The organism is Erwinia plantamica (assembly GCF_043420595.1).
Taxonomy (GTDB): domain Bacteria; phylum Pseudomonadota; class Gammaproteobacteria; order Enterobacterales; family Enterobacteriaceae; genus Erwinia; species Erwinia aeris.
On sequence record NZ_JBGCUC010000001.1, the window covers coordinates 244,404 to 262,803 of the forward strand.

Sequence of the window (18,400 nt, forward strand, 5' to 3'; positions counted from 1 at the left end):
GCAAAAAAATGCCGGTCAGCGACCGGCATTTATCATCTTAACGACTATTTCAGGTACTGGCCGCTGCGCAACGCCTCGATACGCTTATCCAGCGGTGGATGCGACATAAACAGCTCGCTCAGCGACTTCGATTTACCGTTAATGCAGAACGCCATCATGGTGCTTGCTTCCTGCGGCTCATAGCTGGTTTTCAGACGTTGCAGCGCGGCGATCATTTTCTCGCGGCCAACCAGACGCGCCGAACCGGCATCGGCATGGTACTCACGATGGCGCGAGAACCACATGGTGATAATGCTGGCCAGAATACCGAACACCAGCTCCAGCACCATCGACACCGCAAAATAGACCAGCGGGTTGCCGTTGCTGCTTTCGCCCTCTTCGCGATCGCCCGACATAAAGCCTGCGGCTATCTGCGCGATAATACGCGAGATAAAGATCACAAAGGTGTTTACCACGCCCTGGATCAGCGTCATCGTCACCATATCGCCGTTGGCGATATGGCTGATCTCATGCGCCAGCACCGCCTCGGCCTCATCGCGGTTCATGTTTTGCAGCAGCCCGGTAGAAACCGCAACCAGTGAGGCATCGCGGCGCGCGCCGGTAGCAAAGGCATTAATGTCCGGCGCATGATAAATAGCGACCTGCGGCATAGCAATGCCCGCCTGCTGCGCCTGTCCGGCAATGGTCTGCATCAGCCAGCGCTCGGTTTCGTTACGTGGCTGCTCAATGACCTCACCGCCTACGGAGCGCAGCGCCATCCATTTAGACATCAGCAGTGAGACAAACGCACCGCCAAAGCCAAACAGACCCGCCATGATCATCAGGCCCTGAACACTGCTTGACTGAATTCCCGTCAGACTGAGGATCAGTCCAAAAACCAACATTACGCCCAGGTTGGTTAACAGGAAAAGCGCAATACGCATCATAAAATTTCTTCTTCCTCAGTTAAAAAATCGCTTATAGCGGATAACTATCCTATGGGCGCGGCAAAACATTTCAAGCGGCAAAGGGCATTAAGTGTCTAAAAAGACATAACTTTACATTTTGTCTTAACTTTTAACGTTCAGGAAAACATTGACTGTCAGGAAAGGCAAAATTACCGCGTGGATTGGGAAAGTTCAGGTAAAAATAAGGCACAGCTTGCGCTGTGCCCTGGTGGTTATTTGGTGCTCTGGCTTTTTTCCAGTTGCGCCAGATCATTGGCGATACTGACCGTTTCGTCCAGGTAAGGATCCGGCTCTTTGTAATCCTTCGGCAGATCCTCAAGCTTCGCCAGCGGCTTTTTGCCTTCCACTTTAAAGCGGGCGTTGATCCGCTCCAGCCGCAGCGCGTCATCCTCGTGATTTTCTTTCTCGCGCTCGGCAAGATTCAGCGAGATGATATTGCGCTTATCCTTCATCGCGTTGAAGCGGGCAATATCTTTCAGGATGTACTGGAACTCCATATCCTTCGCGATACGATCCTGATGCGTCTTGAGCAGCTGCGGGATCAGCGGTTTAACATCGCCGGTTTTGGTATAGGCCGCCGCATCAATGCTGTCCCACGGCAGCGCGTTATCCTCGAATTTCTCACCGGTTTCCACCGCTTCCACGCCGGTCGGCATCAGCAGATCCGGCGTAACGCCTTTACGCTGGGTACTGCCGCCGTTAACGCGGTAGAACTTCTGGATGGTGTAGGTGATGGATCCCAGCGCAGGCCATTCTGGACGCAGCATCTGATCGTAGATACGGTTCAGCGAGCGATACTGCTGCACGGTGCCTTTACCAAAGGTCGGTTCACCGACGATCAGCGCGCGACCATAATCCTGCATGGCGGCAGCAAAGATCTCGGAAGCGGAGGCGCTGAAACGGTCTACCAGCACCACCAGCGGGCCTTTATAGTAAACCATGCTGTCGGTATCGCTGTCCTGACGCACCTTGCCGTTGTTATCGCGCACCTGCACCACCGGGCCGCCCGGAATAAACAGGCCGGAAAGCGATACCGCCTCCGTCAGCGCCCCGCCGCCGTTGGTACGCAGGTCGATCACTACGCTGTCGACATTCTGCTTCTGCAGCTTTTGCAGCTGCACTTTAACATCGTCGGTCAGACCCACGTAGAAGCCCGGAATATCCAGTACGCCGACTTTCTCTTTGCCGACGTTATGCACGCTCATTTTCACCGCGCGATCTTCCAGACGGATTTTTTCACGGGTCAGCGTAATAATACGGGTTTTGGTGCCCTTGCCGGCCGGCAGGATCTCCAGACGCACTTTGCTGCCTTTCGGGCCTTTAATCTGCGCCACGACGTCATCCAGACGCCAGCCGATCACGTCCTGAACCGGTTTGCCGGGCTGGCCGACGCCGACGATACGATCGCCCACGGTAATCGCTTTGCTTTTGGCTGCCGGGCCGCCCGCAACCATGGAGTTGATCACGGTGTAATCATCATCCATTTGCAGTACGGCGCCGATGCCTTCCAGCGACAGACTCATTTCAGTATTGAACTGATCGGTATTGCGCGGAGACAGGTAGCTGGTATGCGGATCGATTTCACGCGCGAAAGCGGTCATCGCCAGCTGGAAAACGTCCTCGCTATTGCTCTGCGCCAGACGGCGGATAGCAAACTGATAGCGCTTGGTGAGAACCTCGCGGATCTCCTTTTCCTCTTTGCCCGTCAGCTTCAGGCTCAGCTCGTCATATTTGACTTTGGCATCCCAAAGCTGGTTCAGCTCCGCAGTGGTTTGCGGCCAGGGTGCCTTGCTGCGGTCGATATCAATAGTATCGTGACCGCTAAAATTCATCGGCTTGTTCAGCACCGTCAGCGCGTATTGATAGCGCTCAAAACGGCGTTTCTGCGCCAGGTTATATAAATCGTAAAAAACATCCAGCTGACCCGATTTCAGTTCATCGCCCAGCGTGGTTTTTTTGGTGTTGTACTGCGCCACGTCAGAAGCCAGCAGCACATTGTGGTTGTAGTCCAACAGATTCAGATAGCGGGCGAAAATTTTCGCGGAGAAATCTTTATCCAGGTCGAACTGACGATAGTGGGAACGCGTAAAGCGCGACGTCACGCGCTCGCTGACGGTCGCGTGCTGCGGTTCCTGATGAAGCTGCGGAATTTGCTCGGCGCGCGTAATAGCATCGGCGGCGAAAACATGTCCGGTAAACAACAGTGCAGCAATAACGGTGGTTTTAAAAAAGTTGTTCATGCCCTGATTGGCCTCCGTATCAGAACTGCAAGTGTTCTGCGCGCACTATCATTGCCAGGCCGGAAGCCAGCTGTACCCGGACGCCATCTTTTGTAATCTCAAGAATGGTTGCATCCATCGCACTTTTGCCTGCCGTGACTTTGATGTTTTGACCCACCTGCAATGCTGCGGTATCCGTAACGGGTGTCGTGCGTTGCGGTTGGCGTTCTGCGGAAGGCGCGCGGCCAGGATTACGCTGCGGCTTGCTGCGTGCGGCCCGAGGCTGCTCGCCTTCAGCAGAAGGTTTACGAACCGGCTTGCGTGGACGACGAGGGGCAGTTTCTTCACCCGCTTCGCGTTTTTTCGCTTGCTGCTGCTCGCGCTGCGCCTGAACGCGCGCCTTGGCCTCTTCGAGCTGCTTACGGGCGTGTTCCACGTGCTGCTCGTCCAGAACGCCGCAGGCGTTGCCGTCCAGGTCAACGCGGGTGGCACCAGCTTTGATGCCGTATAAATAGCGCCAGCTTGAAGTATAAAGGCGCAGCGCGGAACGAAGCTGAGTTTTACTCAGGCCCATTTCGCCCTGCACGCGGTCGACTAAATCCTGAAAGATGCCGATTTTTAGCGGTCGCGCTTCGCCTTCGGCACTGAAGCACTGTGGGAACCGCTCCGCCAGAAAGGCGATTACTTCTTTACTGCTATTCAACTTAGGTTGATTTTCCATGAAATTTCCTGATTACAACGGGTTTGCCAACCAGCGCAGGCATGAACAGGCGTCATTATAATGACACCATCAGCAAATGCTACGTGATCCAGCACTTTAGCTGCGTTTCATGTGAATAAATTTTTCCACGTCCGTGCCGGCAAGCACTTCACACAGCCCGTCAACCAGCGTAATCAGCCCGTTTTCGTCTTCCTGATCGAAGCGATTATATTCCACGCTGTCGATATCCAGTACGCCGATCGTCTCGCCGTTTACCACCAGCGGCAGCACGATTTCGGCATTGCTGGCCGCGTCGCAGGCAATATGCCCGGGGAAGGCATGGACGTCGTCCACGCGCTGTACGGCGCTCTCCGCCACCGCCGTTCCGCAGACGCCGCGGCCTACCGGAATGCGTACGCAGGCGATTTTGCCCTGAAACGGTCCCAGCACCAGGGTCTTCTCTTCCGTCAGCAGATAAAACCCGGCCCAGTTAACGCCTTCCAGGCGCTCAAACAGCAGCGCGCTGCAGTTGCCCATCGCGGCCAGAAAACTGGTTTCGCCGGCGATAAGCGCGCGTAAATCACGATTGAGATCCGAGTAAAATTCTTTTTTAGTCATTTTTTAACCATTATTAAAACTGTTACGAAGCCCGGAATGGCTTCGCCTGATAAAATAAGCATTAAATGTCCAGACGGACAAGGTGAATGATTCCGTTAGTTAATATACCCTTGTTGGTCTGAAGCTTTAAAAACAAACGTAAGAGTGGTTCGCCGGGGCGATTTTGCCTGACCGTACCCTGCAAATCCGGATAATTCGTGAAAATATACGCTATCAGCCAAATTCTGCCTCAGGAACGTTATCAGCGTTGTCCGCAATGCGATACCCTTTTTTCCTTACCAGATGTTAAATCGAACCAGTCGGCGCACTGCCCGCGCTGCAACGCCCGTATCCTTAACGGACGCGACTGGTCGATGACGCGGCTGGCGGCAATGGCCGTCACTATGCTGCTGCTGATGCCGTTTGCCTTTAGCGAACCGCTGCTGACTATCCGGCTGCTGGGCACCACTATCCGCGCCAGCCTGCTGGAAGGCATTATCCAGATGGCGCAGCAGGGCAACGTGATTACCGCCTCTATGGTGGCCTTTTGCACCATCGGCGCGCCCGCCACGCTGGTGGCGTCAATCGGCTGGCTTTTTTTTGGTGACCGGCTGGGTTTAAATTTGCGGCCGGTGCTGCTGATGCTCGATCGGCTCAAAGAGTGGGTCATGCTGGATATCTATCTGGTCGGTATCGCCGTCGCTTCTATCAAGGTGCAGGACTATGCGGATATCAATCCCGGCACCGGCCTGCTCGCCTTCCTGTCGCTGGCCGCGCTGAGCCTGGTGACGCTTATTCATATCAACGTTGAACAGCTGTGGCATCGCTTTTATCCGCAGCCGCAGCCGCATATCGCCCCCGAGCAGCTGCGCGTTTGCCTGAACTGCCATCATACCTGCCTGCCTGACGAACGGGGCCGCTGCCCGCGCTGCCATACGCCGCTACGCCTGCGTCGTCGCCACAGCCTGCAAAAATCCTGGGCGGCGCTGATCTCTGCGGTGGTATTGCTGATCCCGGCCAATCTGCTGCCGATTTCCGTTATTTATCTCAACGGCGCGCGCCAGGAAGATACTATTCTTTCCGGTATTCTTTCCCTCGCTTCCGGCAATATTCCGGTAGCGATCGTGGTCTTTATCGCCAGTATCCTGGTGCCTTTCACCAAGGTTATCGTGCTGCTGACGCTGCTGCTCAGCATCCATTTTAAATGTGAACAGGGTCTGAAAACGCGCGTTCGTCTGCTGCGGGTAGTTACCTGGGTCGGACGCTGGTCTATGCTGGACCTGTTTGTTATTGCCTTAACCATGTCGCTGGTGAATCGCGACCAGCTTCTGGCTTTTACTATGGGACCGGCTGCCTTCTATTTTGGCTCAGCGGTTATTCTTACTATCCTTGCCGTCGAGTGGCTGGATAGCCGTTTACTTTGGGATGCACATGCAACAGGAAACGCCGACTACACCGACTAGCGCACGCGTGAAAAGCCGCCGCAAAATTTCGCCGTTCTGGCTGCTGCCTTTGATTGCGCTGTTGATAGCGGGCTGGCTCGTCTGGAACAATTACCAGGAGCGCGGCACCACGGTTACCATCGATTTCGCCACCGCTGACGGCATTGTGCCTGGCCGAACGCCGGTGCGCTATCAGGGCGTCGAGGTGGGTCTGGTGCAAGGCATCAGCATGACTGACGATCTGCGCACCATTAAGATCAAGGCCAGCATCAAGAGCGATATGAAAGACGCGCTGCGCGATAAAACGCAGTTCTGGCTGGTGACGCCGAAAGCGTCACTGGCGGGCGTGTCGGGCCTGGATGCGCTGGTGGGCGGCAACTATATCGGCATGATGCCGGGCAAAGGCAAGCCGCAGGAGCATTTTGTGGCGCTGGATACGCAGCCAAAATATCGCATGAACACGGGCGAGATGATGATCCATCTGCACGCCGCCGATTTAAGCTCGCTGAATACCGGCTCGCTGGTCTATTTCCGTAAAATCCCGGTTGGCCGCGTCTATGACTACAGCATCAACCCTGGCAATCAGGGCGTAACCGTCGACGTGCTGATCGAGCGCCGCTTCACCAACCTCGTGAAAAAAGAGAGCCGCTTCTGGAACGTCTCCGGGGTGAAGGCCGATGTGGGCCTGAGCGGCGCCAAAGTGCAGCTGGAGAGCCTGGCGGCGCTGGTCAACGGTGCAATTGCGTTTGACTCGCCAGCCGACTCCGCGCAGGCAAAAAGCGATGACAGCTATCAGCTCTACCCGGATTTGGCGCACAGCCATCGCGGCGTGATTATCACGCTTGACCTGCCCGGCGGCAAAAACCTGAAGGCGGGCAGCACGCCGCTGATGTATCAGGGACTGGAGGTCGGCACGCTAACCGCGCTGAACTTACAGCCCGACGGCAAGGTAAAAGGCGAACTGACCATCGATCCGTCGGTAACCGGCCTGATGCGTACCGGCACCCGCATTGAGATGCGCAGCCCCAAAATCACCCTCGCCGATACCAGCCTCAGCAGTCTGTTAACCGGCAGCACGCTCGAACTGGTGCCTGGCGAAGGCGAACCGCAGGATCGCTTTACCGTGCTGCAAAGCAACGAGTCGCTGCTGCAGCGGCCTGACACGCTGGAAGTGAAGCTGACCGCGCCGGAAAGCTACGGTATCGATGCAGGCCAGCCCGTAATGCTGCACGGGATGCAGATTGGTCAGGTGGTCAGCCGCAAGCTCAATGAAAAAGGCGTGAATTTTATTATCGCTGTTACGCCTGAGTATCGCGAACTGGTGCACGGCGACAGCAAATTTATTATCAACAGTCGGCTGGACGTTAAGCTGGGGCTGGACGGTATGGAAGTGCTGGGCGCCAGCGCACGCGAATGGATCGACGGCGGCATTCGCCTGGATCCCGGCAGCAAGGGCGCGCCAAAAGAGAGCTATCCGCTGTTTGCTAATGCGGAAAAAGCCGCCGAAGGCATCACCACCAACCAGCTGCCTACCACCCTGACGCTGACCGCCAACAGCCTGCCGGATATTCAGGCCGGTTCAGTGGTGCTCTATCGTAAGTTTCAGGTCGGCGAGATCGTGGAGGTCACGCCAAGAGCTAACGAGTTCGACGTGCGCGTGCATATCAAGCCGGAATACCGCAAGCTGCTGACGCCGAACAGCGTGTTCTGGTCGGAAGGCGGCGCGCGCGTGCAGCTTAACGGCAGCGGCCTGACCGTGCAGGCTTCGCCGCTTAACCGCGCGCTGAAGGGCGCGATCAGCTTTGATAACCTCAGCGGCGCCGGTGCGGGCCTGACGAGTAAAGACAAGCGCACGCTGTTTGAATCAGAAACGGCGGCCAGAGCGGTCGGCAGTCAGATTACGCTGCATACCTACGACGCCAGCAAGCTCTCCTCAGGGATGCCTATCCGCTATCTCGGCATCACCATCGGCCAGCTGGAATCTCTGGCGCTCAATAACGACAAAAATCAGGTGATTGCCAAAGCCGTGCTTTATCCGGAATACGTACAGGATTTCGCGCGGCTGGGCAGCCGGTTCTCGGTAGTGTCGCCGGAGATTTCCGCAGCGGGCGTTAATCATCTGGATACCCTGCTCCAGCCTTATATCAATGTCGATCCCGGCAAAGGCCGCGCGCAGCGCACCTTTGAACTACAGGAATCAACCATTACCGACGCACGCTATCTGGATGGTCTGAACGTGGTGCTGGACGCGCCTGAAGGCGGCTCGCTGTCTGTCGGTACGCCGGTACTGTTCCGGGGAATCGAGGTCGGTACGGTAACGGGCACCTCGCTGGGATCGATGGCCGATCGCGTGCAGATTACGCTACGCATCAGCAAAAAATACCAGCATCTGGTGCGCAATAACTCGGTGTTCTGGCTGGCCTCCGGCTACAACTTCAAGTTTGGCCTGATTGGCGGCGTGGTGAAAACCGGCACCTTCCAACAGTTTATTCAGGGCGGCATTCAGTTTGCCACCCCGCCGACCGTGCCGCTGGCACCGCAGGCCACCAGCGGCAAGCATTATCTGCTGGAGGACGAGGAGCCGAAAGACTGGCGTAAATGGGGCACGGCGCTGCCGGCAAAATAATCGAAACGGGCAGCCTGGCTGCCCGTTTTTTTTGCCGCCGCAGAGTGTGATAAACTCGCCCCACTTTATTGCCAGCGGAATCTTTAAGTGTCTTCTTCTTCACGCGTGTACTTCCCGGATCTTTTCTTAAATCAGATGCGCGAGCTGCTGCCCGACAGCGCCGGGTTCGAGCAGTTTATTGCCTTCAGCCAGCAGCCGCTGCGCCGCAGCCTGCGCGTCAATACCTTGAAAATCAGCGTTGAGGCGTTTCTGGCGCTGGTCGAGCCTTATCAATGGGCGCTGACGCCCGTCCCCTGGTGTAAGGAAGGGTTCTGGATCAGCCGTGACGATGCCGACACGCTGCCTTTAGGCAGTACGGCGGAACATCTGGCGGGGCTGTTTTATATTCAGGAAGCCAGTTCCATGCTGCCGGTAACCGCGCTGTTTGCCGGTTCGCCCGCGCCGGAACGCGTAATGGACATGGCCGCCGCGCCGGGATCTAAAACCACCCAGATTGCCGCCTCGATGAGCAACAAGGGCGTGCTTCTCGCCAACGAATACTCCGCCAGCCGAGTCAAGGTGCTGCACGCCAACATCAGCCGCTGCGGCGTCAGCAATACGGCGATCGCCCATTTCGACGGCCGCGTCTTCGGGCCGGCGCTGCCGGAAACCTTCGACGCCATTTTGCTGGATGCGCCCTGCTCTGGCGAAGGCGTAATCCGTAAGGACGCCGATGCGCTGCGCAACTGGTCGCCGGAAAGCACCGAGGCGATTGCCGCCACTCAGCACGATTTAATCGATAGCGCCTTTCATGCCCTTAAACCCGGCGGGACGCTGGTCTATTCCACCTGCACCCTGAACCGCAGCGAAAATCAGCAGGTCATCGCCTGGCTGCTGGCGCGCTATCCGGACGCCGTTGTCATCGAACCTTTAGACGACCTGTTTGCCGGCGCCGAACGGGCCAGCACCCCGGAAGGCTTTTTGCACGTTTTCCCACATATTTTTGACAGTGAAGGCTTCTTTGTCGCGCGACTGCGCAAAACAGCGGGCGTGCCGCCCATGCCCGCGCCAAATTATAAACTGGGTAAGCTGCCTTTTACGCCGGTAAAACGTAAAGATGAGCAGGAAATTACGGCCGCTGCCGCTAAATCAGGGCTGGCGTGGGACAGCGCTGCCCATGCGCTTTGGCAGCGTGATAAGGAGCTCTGGCTGTTTCCGCGCGCCGTGGAGCCGCTGCTGGGCCGGGTTCGCTTTTCGCGTATCGGCCTGAAGCTGGCTGAAACCTTTGCCAAAGGCTATCGCTGGCAGCACGAAGCGGTTATCGCTCTGACGCAGCCGCAGGCGTCAAATCGTTTTGAGCTGACGCTGGCGGAAGCCGAAGAGTGGTATCGCGGACGGGACATTTATCCTGAGCGTGCGCTGCCCGCCGACGAAGTGATTGTCACCTGTCAACAGCAGCCGATTGGCCTGGCAAAGAAAGTATCGAGCCGGATTAAAAACAGCTACCCGCGGGAGCTGGTGCGGGACGGCAAGCTGTTCTCCTGAGCATTACTGTACCTGCACCATTGTGAGCCGGTTGCCGAATACGGCGCCGGTATCGATAAAGTGCAAATTCGCCGCACTCAGCGGCTTGCTTAGCGGCGTGTGGCCAAAATAGAAAGCGTCCGCGCCGCTGATGGCCTTGCCCTTTCCTTGCTGTACCTGTTCAACGCGGCTGCGGCTCCAGACGACCTTAAAAGGATCGACTGCTGCCTCCCACGCATAGCGTTCGGCCGGATAGTCGGCATGAGCGACCACCACCACGCTATTTTCCAGTTCCAGATGAATAATTAAGGGCATCAGGCGACAACGGCTGAGCGCATGTTTCGCCTCAATCATTTTCATGCCTTCCAGCTTATAGAACCAGTCGCCGCCGTTGCCGATCCACTGCTGATGATCGCCCCGCGTCAGCGCCCCGATAGCCATCTCTTCATGATTGCCGCGCACGCTGCGAAACCAGGGCTTATTCAACAGCGCCACGCAGCCAGGGCTGTCCGGGCCACGATCGATCAAATCGCCTACGGCTATCAGCAGATCCTGCCCGGCATCGAATCGCTGAGCCTCTAACTCTTCGTGCAGCATGGCGAGACAGCCATGAATATCACCCACAATATAGATATGCCGCCACGCCGTGCCGTTAAGGTATTGATACACCATAGTTGCATCCTGAAGGAAAAATGACTGGAATGTTTACGAAATGTTCAGTTAACAGGCTCTAAAGTATAGTCTGTTAACTTATCAGGGAGCGGCAATAACATGGAAACAGATCAACAGTTCAGTCTGATGCTGGCACTGGTTATCATCGGCGGCGCCTTGCTGCTGGAAGTCTTATTCAGGGCGCTGCATTTAGTGTTTATCGGCTAGCTGCCTTTTAGCGCCCGTGGATTTTTGCGCAGGGAGGCAGACCAGTTAAACTCTTTGACTTCGCTTTCTTTGGCGGCGGCGGGCTTGCGTGGTTTTTTAGCCACGACGGCTTTGCTGGTCTCTTTGATGACGCGATCCTTCATTACCAGCCGTTTGGCCTCTTTCAGGATCTCTTTTTCTTCTTTTTGCGAAGGAACATGGCCTTTTTTCAGCGTGAGGGCTTTCACTTTAGCGTCAATCAGCTCTTTTTCGCTGTCGGTAAACTGATCGATCGAAATCTCTTTGCTACTTTTCATCAGGCTTGCTCCTGCCAGTACGCCAGACGCGTAAATCGCGTGGCGTGGAAACGGCAGCGTAGAGCTTTCATCTCTGATAAACAAGCCTGAAAGGTAAAGTATCGTGTTGAAAAGCACTTTACCCGGCACCAGAAGAATAAACGTTCGGCGTTTATTCACCCTTATCCAGGGCTTTTTCATAATAACGCGCTAGCGGGCCCGGAGTCAGTACCGATCCTACTCCAGCCAGAATCGTTACCAGGCGGCAGATTTATTTGCTTAAGCGCGCGTCAGCCGTTAAACCACTGCCAAAAACGTACAGCATCCTGCCACAGCGCGACTATACCCCGAATAATAAAAATCCAGGTAAGCAGCAGAAAAGGATGGAAGATGAGATCGTGGGCCGGCAGGCAAGTATGCGACAGAAAAAAGAAAATGGTTATCAGGCTGCCGTAGTAACAGACCCGATATTTGCGGCTATGTTTCATTGCACTCTCCTTTGCAAGGCGCTTTTCCTTTTTTCAGAAGCTAAAGAATAGCGCTGTCCACAACCCTAAAGCAATCGTATAACCTGCGGGCATCAGGCCCGCAGCGGGCCTGAGTAAACCTTATTTTTCCTGATAAGGATCTTTTTTATCTGCCTGGCTATCATCGCGAGTCCGCGGCACTTCACCGTGTTCATCAGGCGCATCCTTGGCCGGATAATCGTCTTCCTCGTAAGCATTACCAGCCGAAGGCGCGGCTTCCGGCAGACCTTTATGCACGTCGCCTTCATCTTTACGTTCTTTATTCGTTTCATGTTTAAACATAACTGCCTCCTTTAGTTTGCAGTTAGTTAAGTGTAGTAGAGGATTTTTCTGTCACCGTCCGATAAAGAAGCAGGAAAATTTTTCCGCTCTGTTTTTGTCAGGCCGCTGCTGGCAATCAACAAACGCCAGGCTACGCTTAAGGCTCTGAATCTTTTTCAACCCACGGAAAATATTATGAAAAATTGCACTAAAGGTCTTATCGCTCTGCTGGCCGTTTTATCCCTGGCGGGTTGTATGAATCGCAGCAGCGCGGTAGGTAACGACGGCCGTCCTCATGCACCAAGCGCGCAGTCCGTGCCGGGCGGTACGCTGGGCGCAGGCCCGGTAGGTCAGCCGCAGTCGTAATCAAGGCCGTTACGCTTTTCGATACCGGCTTCCCGCCGGTATTATTTTGCAGCAGCGTCTCTCCTTTCCCTGTTTAATGAGTTAAAACAGGCCGATAATCCAGACAGCTTAACGCGGGATGCGGCCCTTATTTCCGGAATAGTTTGACCCTGTTAAATTGATAGCTTACTTTGCGCCTGCTGCGGCAAAAATAAGCCCCGGCTCGGTGGCCAGGGCGTTCACGCTATTTTAAGCCAGCCGGAAGCCGGGCTGTGTTTCAGAAATAGTCCGTGCGCACGTTAATTAAATACGCAGCGACGGCCAGAAGGCGTGCCGATAACGCGTGACATGCGCTGACAAACCACCTCAACCTGACTGCCCTTCTTGAGCGTTAAAGCCGTGTTTTTCTCAGAATCCTGCATTTCCATACTGGCGGCCATAAACTGATTCGGGGTTTTCAGTCTGATAATAATGGCATTGGTAAAATCTTTATCGATAGACTGTACTGTGCCCGTTACGGCAATAAGTTTCCCTTTCATCGCCTCATCTGTGGCAACTTCGTTTGCTTCATAATCTTTAAAAAGTTTAGTGGCGGAAACATGGTAAACCTCTTTTTGCGGTGAAGAGGATGCTGTCGCGCCATCCTGCTGCGCCTGGCCGGTATTTGCCGCGTTTTTACTCTGCTCGCTGGGGCCGGTAAGCGCGCGAATCACAATTAGCGCAACGATAATGAAGAACACCCATTTTACTACTTTTTTCATTTTTTATTCCTTGTTAAAAAACACCATGTGTTTAAAAAACAGACCAGCCGTCACTCATATTGGCAGGCTGAAACTACAATAGTCAGAGGCTCTTATCGGCAACAGAATTGAAAAAATTAGGTTAAGTAGCAAAAAAAATGCGTATGGCGATTGCACTAACGGATGGTGCCAGTACCGCAAACGATTAATTTGTACTCGTAGACGCTTTGTTTAAATTATCAGCATTACTATGGAAACTGGCATTATTAAAAGGAACTTAAAATGTTAATGAAATATATTGCGCTGGTGAGCCTTTCCCTTACCCTTGCGGCATGCTCAAACCCACAGCCTCAGGACAAGACGCCTTCCCTGAAAATTTGCAAAGGGTTTGGCTGTGATAGCCTTCCGGGTAAACCCCCCAGCAGGGCCGATACACATAAGCCAACAAAAGATGAAAAAATTCGGGCAAGACGAGGAGAATCACCTGATTTTGGTTCTGAGGAGTTAAACGTAGGGGGCCGTTTTCCCTGGTAATAATTGTACGGAAGACCCACTTTTCTGCTTAACGCAATGTCCTTTTTACCTGCTGGGTTATCCCGAAAGTACATCATAAATACTTTTCAGGCAGCCCACGCATAAAGCAACCCCGGCAGATAGCTGAGGCTTGCTTCTGCCAGGCAACTAACTGCATTTTTCCTGACGCTGCCGCGAGGGATGAGCTGACCGTTGCCATTACGCCATTACGCCATTACGCCATTACGCCAGTCGGCAAAAAAAAAGCTTTCGGGAATTATTCAATATGGTAGCCGAATTTACAGCTACCAATATGCATTAAACAATGCAGGATTACAGTCTTCAGCCGATAAAAAACCCAGCGCCCCGGCTGGGTTAGACTGTACGTGCTGCGCGATTACTTCACGTCATTCTCTTCCTGTAGCTCAAAAAAACGGCGCCTGAACGCCATAGGATCCTTTATATATTTTATAGGTGCACGGGATGCACCTACATCGCAAATAATTAAAGAACCATAGCCGAGAATACGGCCTGCGATACTTTGTTTTATTTGCAGACTGGAAACCTTATTCAACCCTATCTCGATTGTATCTCGCTTGATAATACCAGTTTTAGCAATTACGCGCCTGTCCGTTATCCCGGCTTCGTTAGAGCGTATTACAAAATAGCCAAAAGGTATCAACAACAATCCTAAACCTGCTGTAATAGCGCCTAAAATGACACCCCAAATCACCCAGGGCAGTAAGGCCCATAATGTTACCTCACCGCGATAAAGCAGCGTTTCGTTTTTGATAAGATTAGCATCGATGTAAGCCATGGCTTTATAAGTCCCTTATGAGTCATTGCAGAATAGCATCCTATCACCCCCGCTATAAACTGGATAATTTATTTCTTTTTTCCCTTTAAAAAAATAATTAAGTTATACATTTAAAAAACAGTCCGGCAACCTTAATTCAACGTAATTCTGGCACGCGAGAGTGGTCGGGCTGAATCACGTTGCCGGACTACGCTCAAATTAAGGCATTACTGACCGCGTGCATGAAGTACGTGCAGACCGTTGATACCGGCACGCCGGATATTGTCTGGCCGGGAAAGCCAGCATGATACCAATCCCCGCCCGGCGGGGATTATCTGATAAACATACCTGATGCCGGGATGTTTAATTCTGCCACGCAATCATTTCATCCAGCCGTTTCAGTATCTCAGGAAAATAACTTTCGTTGATACTGAAATCTCCTTTAACCCGGACGCTGTCAGCATGTGCTTCTGGTCTAAGAATATACTCAATAATCACACTATCAACATCATTCAGTTTCCTGAGTACCAGATCTAATTGATGGCGTTCACTACGGAATTCAAAAGGCTTTATATCACTTTGCGCGATTAATGCTTCGTAATAGTTACCAGAAGGCCAAATGAGCCACGGCGTGCGTCACGGCTTTGCCAGCCACTTTACGATGGCCGGAGGTAATATCGTGGTATTGCAACGCATCTCAGGCCATTCCGATATCGGCGTGACCATGCGTCATGCGCACCTGACCATCTGGAAGAAGCCGTGACCAACAATCCGCTGGCAAGAATGGCTCGCCAAAATGGCGACAAAATGGCGGCACAGAATCCTACAGGGAGTAATACGGTACAATGGGGTGAGATTTAAGTGGTTGATTTAACTATAAGTTGCTGTTTCAAAATCCTAAACAAAAAAAGACCAAAGACGATTCCTGTCTTTGGTCCAGGGGAATGGCTCTGGTAGGAGCCGTGCGCTAAAAGTTGGCATTTATGCAGGCTATGACGCCTTGCTCTTTATAAGGTAGTTCAGGCGCGGAGATTTTCCAGCTGTAGGGTTCAGGGCCAGCTAAAATATGACAGCTCTGTGATCGTAACGGCAGAAACAGTGACAAGATGGCAGGAGTGGACAATTACTGCTACCGCGCTGGCCGGGAAGCCAGCGCGACAAAACGTTTAATCACACAGCTTTTGCGCACGCTCAATAATTGGCGCCAGGCTCTTTTTCTGGCCCGGCTGCGCAGGGTCTTCAATCTGAATAACGTCGATCGGCTGGCCTTTTACCTGCCCGCTTTTCAGCTGCTGCTTTGCGATATCGTTCAGCGGATACTGCATCAGCGTGCTGGGATTAATTGCGTACAGCGCGCCGTCTTTGGTACAGGTTAGCATCACCTCTTCGCGGTTAAAGGCCCATTTGTCTTTGCCCACTTCAAAGCGGCTGACGGTAATCACCTCTGACGCCATCGCGCTGGAACAAAAACTTAAAGCTAGCATCAGGCCGACTAATTTTTTCATGATGTTGCACTACCTCTTGTAGAAACGCCCAACAGCAGGCGGTAAAAATTCAGGCTGGCTCCAGAGTAGCAAAGACGCTCACCAGCGCTATTACCAGCGCGGCAAGCAGCAGCTCGGCCAGCGTGGTCAGGATAAAAAGGTGCCGGGCGCGGTCCCCGTCGGGCTGAAAGCGCGGCACCAGCCAGTAACGATTAAACAGCGCGACGCCGCACATCACCGCTACCAATAGCGCCTTCAGCAGCAACAGCTGGCTGTAGCGCCCAAATGCCGGCGGCCAGCCAGGCAGCAGGATAAAAGCGTCAATCGTGCCGCTGATAATAACCAATGCCACAGCCAGATGACCGTAACGGGAAAAGCGCATCAGCGTACGGATAGCGTCATAGCCCGCCGGGAAACGCGCCATATCGCGCATCAAAATCACTACCGGGAGCAGGCCGCCCGCCCAGAAGGCAGCCGACAGCAGATGTACGCTATGATTCAGACGCTGTAGCCAACCGGCCGTGCCATCCAGCATGGTCGCATGGCCCACAAAGGCCAGCCCAACCAGCTGCCCCGCCCCACTCAGTAATAACAGCCACTGCCGCAGCTGTCCCCTGGCTGATAAGGCGACGACGCCCAACAGCGCGGCGAGCAGCTGCCATTGCCAGGCCTGCCCGAAACGTGTTTGCAGCACCGCCTGCCATATGGCGCTATCGCCAATATCGCGCCAGCCGTCGGCCATCAGACCGGTTTGCGCCACCAGCAGCATTATCGCCGTTGCCAGCGCAAGCAGCGAAGCCGCCACCAGCAGCCGGTGAAGACGCCGTGCCAGATGCGGCCGGAAACGCGCGGGCGCCAACAGCGTGGTGTAGATTGCGCCGCCCGTCAGCGTCATCAACGCGGCAAAATGCAGCCAGCGAGAAAGCAGATAAAACAGGCTGAGGGACATATTACTGCACGCTAAAGGTGTAGGTTCCTTTAGTTTTATGACCATCAACCGACAACACATGCCAGTTGATCTGATACTGTCCGCTGCTCAGCGGCTTCGCCAGCGGCACGATTAGCTGATTATGCTGCTTTGGCGCACGCTCGGCTTCGGAGAGCGGCATGACCTGCTGCTGAGCGTTCGTGACCTCAACGCCGCTGAAAGCCGGTTCGATATCTTCCGAAAACGTCAGCGTGAGCGCCTGCGGCGAAGCTTCCACATTGGCATTCGCTGCCGGGTACTGGCTTTTAAGGTGGGCGTGAGCAGAAACCTGCTGTGAAAAAGCGGCGGCACTCAGCGCCAGCGCGAAAATCATTGACCTACGCATTGAATCCATCCCGTTTGGTGCAGCCCGGGGCTGCGACAAGGCCGAAAGAATACTCCGCTACCAATAAAGTGTCGAGTCGTTAAGGGCTTTACCCCGCCGTCAGGCTTGCGAAACGCGGCCGTCTGCTTTATTTTTGCCGCGAGTCAATGGAGGCCATCATGAACTACAATCTGGCGGTGCTGCCGCAGGAAGAAAAAGACAAAATCAATGTTGATATAGCTGCCGCAGGCGTGGCGTTTAAAGAGCGCTACAATATGCCGGTCGTGGCGGAGATGGTGGAGCGCGAGCAGCCGGAGGCCCTGCGCGACTGGTTTCGTCAGCGGCTGACGCATTATCGACAGGCGTCGCTCAGCCTTTCCCGCCTGCCGTATGAGCCGAAGCAAAAATAGTTACGCGAATAACTTGTGTTTCCTGGTCGCTTCGGTTGAGATAACGTCTCAAAAACCGTATCGCGAGTATATTTATGTCCGTCTGGAGCATCGCCGCCGCGCAATCAGGGTCTCGTCCCGGAGAAATCGAGTGGAATATAGAACGCCATCTGGCTTTTGTTCGTCAGGCCGCTGAACATCAGGTTGATTTACTGCTGTTCCCGGAGCTTTCCATCACCGGCTATGAGCTTGCGCTTGCCAGCCAGCTGGCGATGTCGATAGACGATGTGCGCCTTAACGCTTTTGCCGAAGCGGCGACAGAATACCGTATGAGTATTGTTACCGGCGTTCCTTTGCAGGATGGCGATAAAATACGCCTTTGCGCGCTGGCTTTTTTGCCTGACGGCACGCGCCTGGCCTATTTTAAACGCAATCTGGTAGAGGCGGAAAAACCCTTCTTCCATCCCGGACAAAGCGTTCCCGTGTTTGGCTACCAACATCATCATGTGGCGATGGCGGTCTGCGCCGATATCAGCGTGGAAGACTACGCTCGCGATGCCGCGCATCGTGGCGCTAATCTTTATGCCACCAGCGTGCTCCTTTCTGAAAAAGGTTATCACAAGGATTGCGAATATCTGGCGCGCTGGTCGCGTAAGTTCAATATTGCCGTGCTGATGGCTAACCACGCTCTGCCCACGGGCGGTTTTGACAGCGCGGGGAAAAGCGCCGTCTGGGATGAAAATGGCCGGCAGGTTATCGCTGGCGGTCGTGGCGAGCAGCTGGTTATCGCCCGACGTCAGGACAGTAAATGGCAGGGCGAAGTACACGATTTACGCACGGCTACCGCCCTCTGAAAGAGAGAAAT

The 18,400-nt window shown here is 54.2% G+C and carries 20 protein-coding genes and 1 pseudogene; 8 read left to right on the forward strand and 13 right to left on the reverse strand.

Features of this window, described 5'->3' with window-relative positions:
- Nucleotides 1-44: 44 nt before the first annotated feature.
- The 4 genes from htpX to AB3U87_RS01140 form a co-directional block, all read right to left on the reverse strand.
- Nucleotides 45-926, reverse strand: a complete 882-nt coding sequence (gene htpX, locus AB3U87_RS01125; RefSeq protein ID WP_125287812.1) for a protease HtpX — start codon at nucleotides 924-926, stop codon at nucleotides 45-47.
- 233 nt (nucleotides 927-1,159) lie between these two features.
- On the reverse strand, nucleotides 1,160-3,187 hold the full coding sequence (prc, locus tag AB3U87_RS01130; RefSeq protein WP_301729453.1) for a carboxy terminal-processing peptidase: 2,028 nt from the start codon (nucleotides 3,185-3,187) through the stop codon (nucleotides 1,160-1,162).
- A 19-nt stretch (nucleotides 3,188-3,206) separates the two neighbouring features.
- Nucleotides 3,207-3,887 (reverse strand): RNA chaperone ProQ, encoded by a 681-nt coding sequence (proQ, locus tag AB3U87_RS01135; RefSeq protein ID WP_125287814.1) that lies wholly within the window; start codon nucleotides 3,885-3,887, stop codon nucleotides 3,207-3,209.
- 96 nt (nucleotides 3,888-3,983) lie between these two features.
- Nucleotides 3,984-4,484, reverse strand: coding sequence for a GAF domain-containing protein (locus AB3U87_RS01140; protein WP_253460817.1), 501 nt, complete (start codon nucleotides 4,482-4,484; stop codon nucleotides 3,984-3,986).
- A 197-nt stretch (nucleotides 4,485-4,681) separates the two neighbouring features.
- On the opposite strand from AB3U87_RS01140, the gene yebS reads away from it, so the two are divergent.
- The 3 genes from yebS to rsmF all read left to right on the forward strand — a co-directional run bounded on the left by yebS (nucleotide 4,682) and on the right by rsmF (nucleotide 10,055).
- Nucleotides 4,682-5,926, forward strand: coding sequence for a membrane integrity lipid transport subunit YebS (yebS, locus tag AB3U87_RS01145; RefSeq protein ID WP_370734173.1), 1,245 nt, complete (start codon nucleotides 4,682-4,684; stop codon nucleotides 5,924-5,926).
- The gene (locus AB3U87_RS01150) at nucleotides 5,895-8,531 is read left to right on the forward strand and encodes a PqiB family protein (RefSeq protein WP_253460812.1); all 2,637 of its coding nucleotides are present in this window, start codon (nucleotides 5,895-5,897) and stop codon (nucleotides 8,529-8,531) included. Before yebS ends, AB3U87_RS01150 begins: the two co-directional genes overlap by 32 nt.
- An 87-nt stretch (nucleotides 8,532-8,618) precedes the next feature.
- Nucleotides 8,619-10,055 (forward strand): 16S rRNA (cytosine(1407)-C(5))-methyltransferase RsmF, encoded by a 1,437-nt coding sequence (gene rsmF / locus AB3U87_RS01155; protein WP_394148114.1) that lies wholly within the window; start codon nucleotides 8,619-8,621, stop codon nucleotides 10,053-10,055.
- Nucleotides 10,056-10,058: 3 nt separating this feature from the next.
- Here rsmF and AB3U87_RS01160 read toward each other — a convergent pair whose 3' ends face one another.
- The 4 genes from AB3U87_RS01160 to AB3U87_RS01175 form a co-directional block, all read right to left on the reverse strand.
- Nucleotides 10,059-10,706: a metallophosphoesterase gene (locus tag AB3U87_RS01160; RefSeq protein ID WP_253460810.1), complete on the reverse strand. Its 648-nt coding sequence runs from the start codon at nucleotides 10,704-10,706 to the stop codon at nucleotides 10,059-10,061.
- Between the two features lie 203 nt (nucleotides 10,707-10,909).
- On the reverse strand, nucleotides 10,910-11,209 hold the full coding sequence (yjbD, locus tag AB3U87_RS01165) for a DUF3811 domain-containing protein (RefSeq protein WP_125287823.1): 300 nt from the start codon (nucleotides 11,207-11,209) through the stop codon (nucleotides 10,910-10,912).
- A 269-nt stretch (nucleotides 11,210-11,478) separates the two neighbouring features.
- Nucleotides 11,479-11,676: a hypothetical protein gene (locus AB3U87_RS01170; protein WP_253460807.1), complete on the reverse strand. Its 198-nt coding sequence runs from the start codon at nucleotides 11,674-11,676 to the stop codon at nucleotides 11,479-11,481.
- A 120-nt stretch (nucleotides 11,677-11,796) separates the two neighbouring features.
- Nucleotides 11,797-11,997, reverse strand: coding sequence for a hypothetical protein (locus AB3U87_RS01175; RefSeq protein ID WP_253460804.1), 201 nt, complete (start codon nucleotides 11,995-11,997; stop codon nucleotides 11,797-11,799).
- A gap of 174 nt (nucleotides 11,998-12,171) precedes the next feature.
- On the opposite strand from AB3U87_RS01175, the gene AB3U87_RS01180 reads away from it, so the two are divergent.
- Nucleotides 12,172-12,342: a hypothetical protein gene (locus tag AB3U87_RS01180; RefSeq protein ID WP_253460801.1), complete on the forward strand. Its 171-nt coding sequence runs from the start codon at nucleotides 12,172-12,174 to the stop codon at nucleotides 12,340-12,342.
- Between the two features lie 278 nt (nucleotides 12,343-12,620).
- On the opposite strand, the gene AB3U87_RS01185 is transcribed toward AB3U87_RS01180, so the two are convergent.
- Nucleotides 12,621-13,082 carry an OB-fold protein gene (locus tag AB3U87_RS01185; RefSeq protein WP_394148118.1) on the reverse strand — a complete coding sequence of 154 codons (462 nt, stop codon included), beginning with the start codon at nucleotides 13,080-13,082 and terminating at the stop codon, nucleotides 12,621-12,623.
- Between the two features lie 261 nt (nucleotides 13,083-13,343).
- Between AB3U87_RS01185 and AB3U87_RS01190 the strand changes: the two genes are divergently transcribed.
- Nucleotides 13,344-13,595 (forward strand): hypothetical protein, encoded by a 252-nt coding sequence (locus AB3U87_RS01190; protein WP_253460795.1) that lies wholly within the window; start codon nucleotides 13,344-13,346, stop codon nucleotides 13,593-13,595.
- 376 nt (nucleotides 13,596-13,971) lie between these two features.
- On the opposite strand, the gene AB3U87_RS01195 is transcribed toward AB3U87_RS01190, so the two are convergent.
- Nucleotides 13,972-14,391 (reverse strand): PH domain-containing protein, encoded by a 420-nt coding sequence (locus AB3U87_RS01195; protein ID WP_301252179.1) that lies wholly within the window; start codon nucleotides 14,389-14,391, stop codon nucleotides 13,972-13,974.
- Nucleotides 14,392-14,974: 583 nt separating this feature from the next.
- Between AB3U87_RS01195 and AB3U87_RS01200 the strand changes: the two are divergent.
- Nucleotides 14,975-15,231: pseudogene (locus tag AB3U87_RS01200) on the forward strand (hypothetical protein); the annotation flags it as partial.
- 305 nt (nucleotides 15,232-15,536) lie between these two features.
- On the opposite strand, the gene AB3U87_RS01205 reads toward AB3U87_RS01200, so the two are convergent.
- The 3 genes from AB3U87_RS01205 to yobA are packed head-to-tail and all read right to left on the reverse strand — an operon-like array spanning nucleotide 15,537 to nucleotide 17,176.
- Complete coding sequence (locus AB3U87_RS01205) at nucleotides 15,537-15,875, reverse strand: YebY family protein (RefSeq protein WP_394148120.1); 339 nt, start codon at nucleotides 15,873-15,875, stop codon at nucleotides 15,537-15,539.
- A 49-nt stretch (nucleotides 15,876-15,924) separates the two neighbouring features.
- Nucleotides 15,925-16,803 carry a copper homeostasis membrane protein CopD gene (gene copD, locus AB3U87_RS01210; RefSeq protein WP_253460789.1) on the reverse strand — a complete coding sequence of 293 codons (879 nt, stop codon included), beginning with the start codon at nucleotides 16,801-16,803 and terminating at the stop codon, nucleotides 15,925-15,927.
- A gap of 1 nt (nucleotide 16,804) precedes the next feature.
- A complete protein-coding gene (yobA, locus tag AB3U87_RS01215) occupies nucleotides 16,805-17,176 on the reverse strand; it encodes a CopC domain-containing protein YobA (RefSeq protein WP_394148121.1) in 372 nt (123 codons plus the stop codon).
- Between the two features lie 149 nt (nucleotides 17,177-17,325).
- Between yobA and AB3U87_RS01220 the strand changes: the two genes are divergently transcribed.
- Together AB3U87_RS01220 and AB3U87_RS01225 are read left to right on the forward strand one after the other, a co-directional pair.
- Nucleotides 17,326-17,556, forward strand: coding sequence for a DNA polymerase III subunit theta (locus AB3U87_RS01220; protein WP_125287889.1), 231 nt, complete (start codon nucleotides 17,326-17,328; stop codon nucleotides 17,554-17,556).
- Nucleotides 17,557-17,630: 74 nt separating this feature from the next.
- On the forward strand, nucleotides 17,631-18,389 hold the full coding sequence (locus AB3U87_RS01225; protein WP_253460783.1) for a carbon-nitrogen hydrolase family protein: 759 nt from the start codon (nucleotides 17,631-17,633) through the stop codon (nucleotides 18,387-18,389).
- Nucleotides 18,390-18,400: the final 11 nt, after the last annotated feature.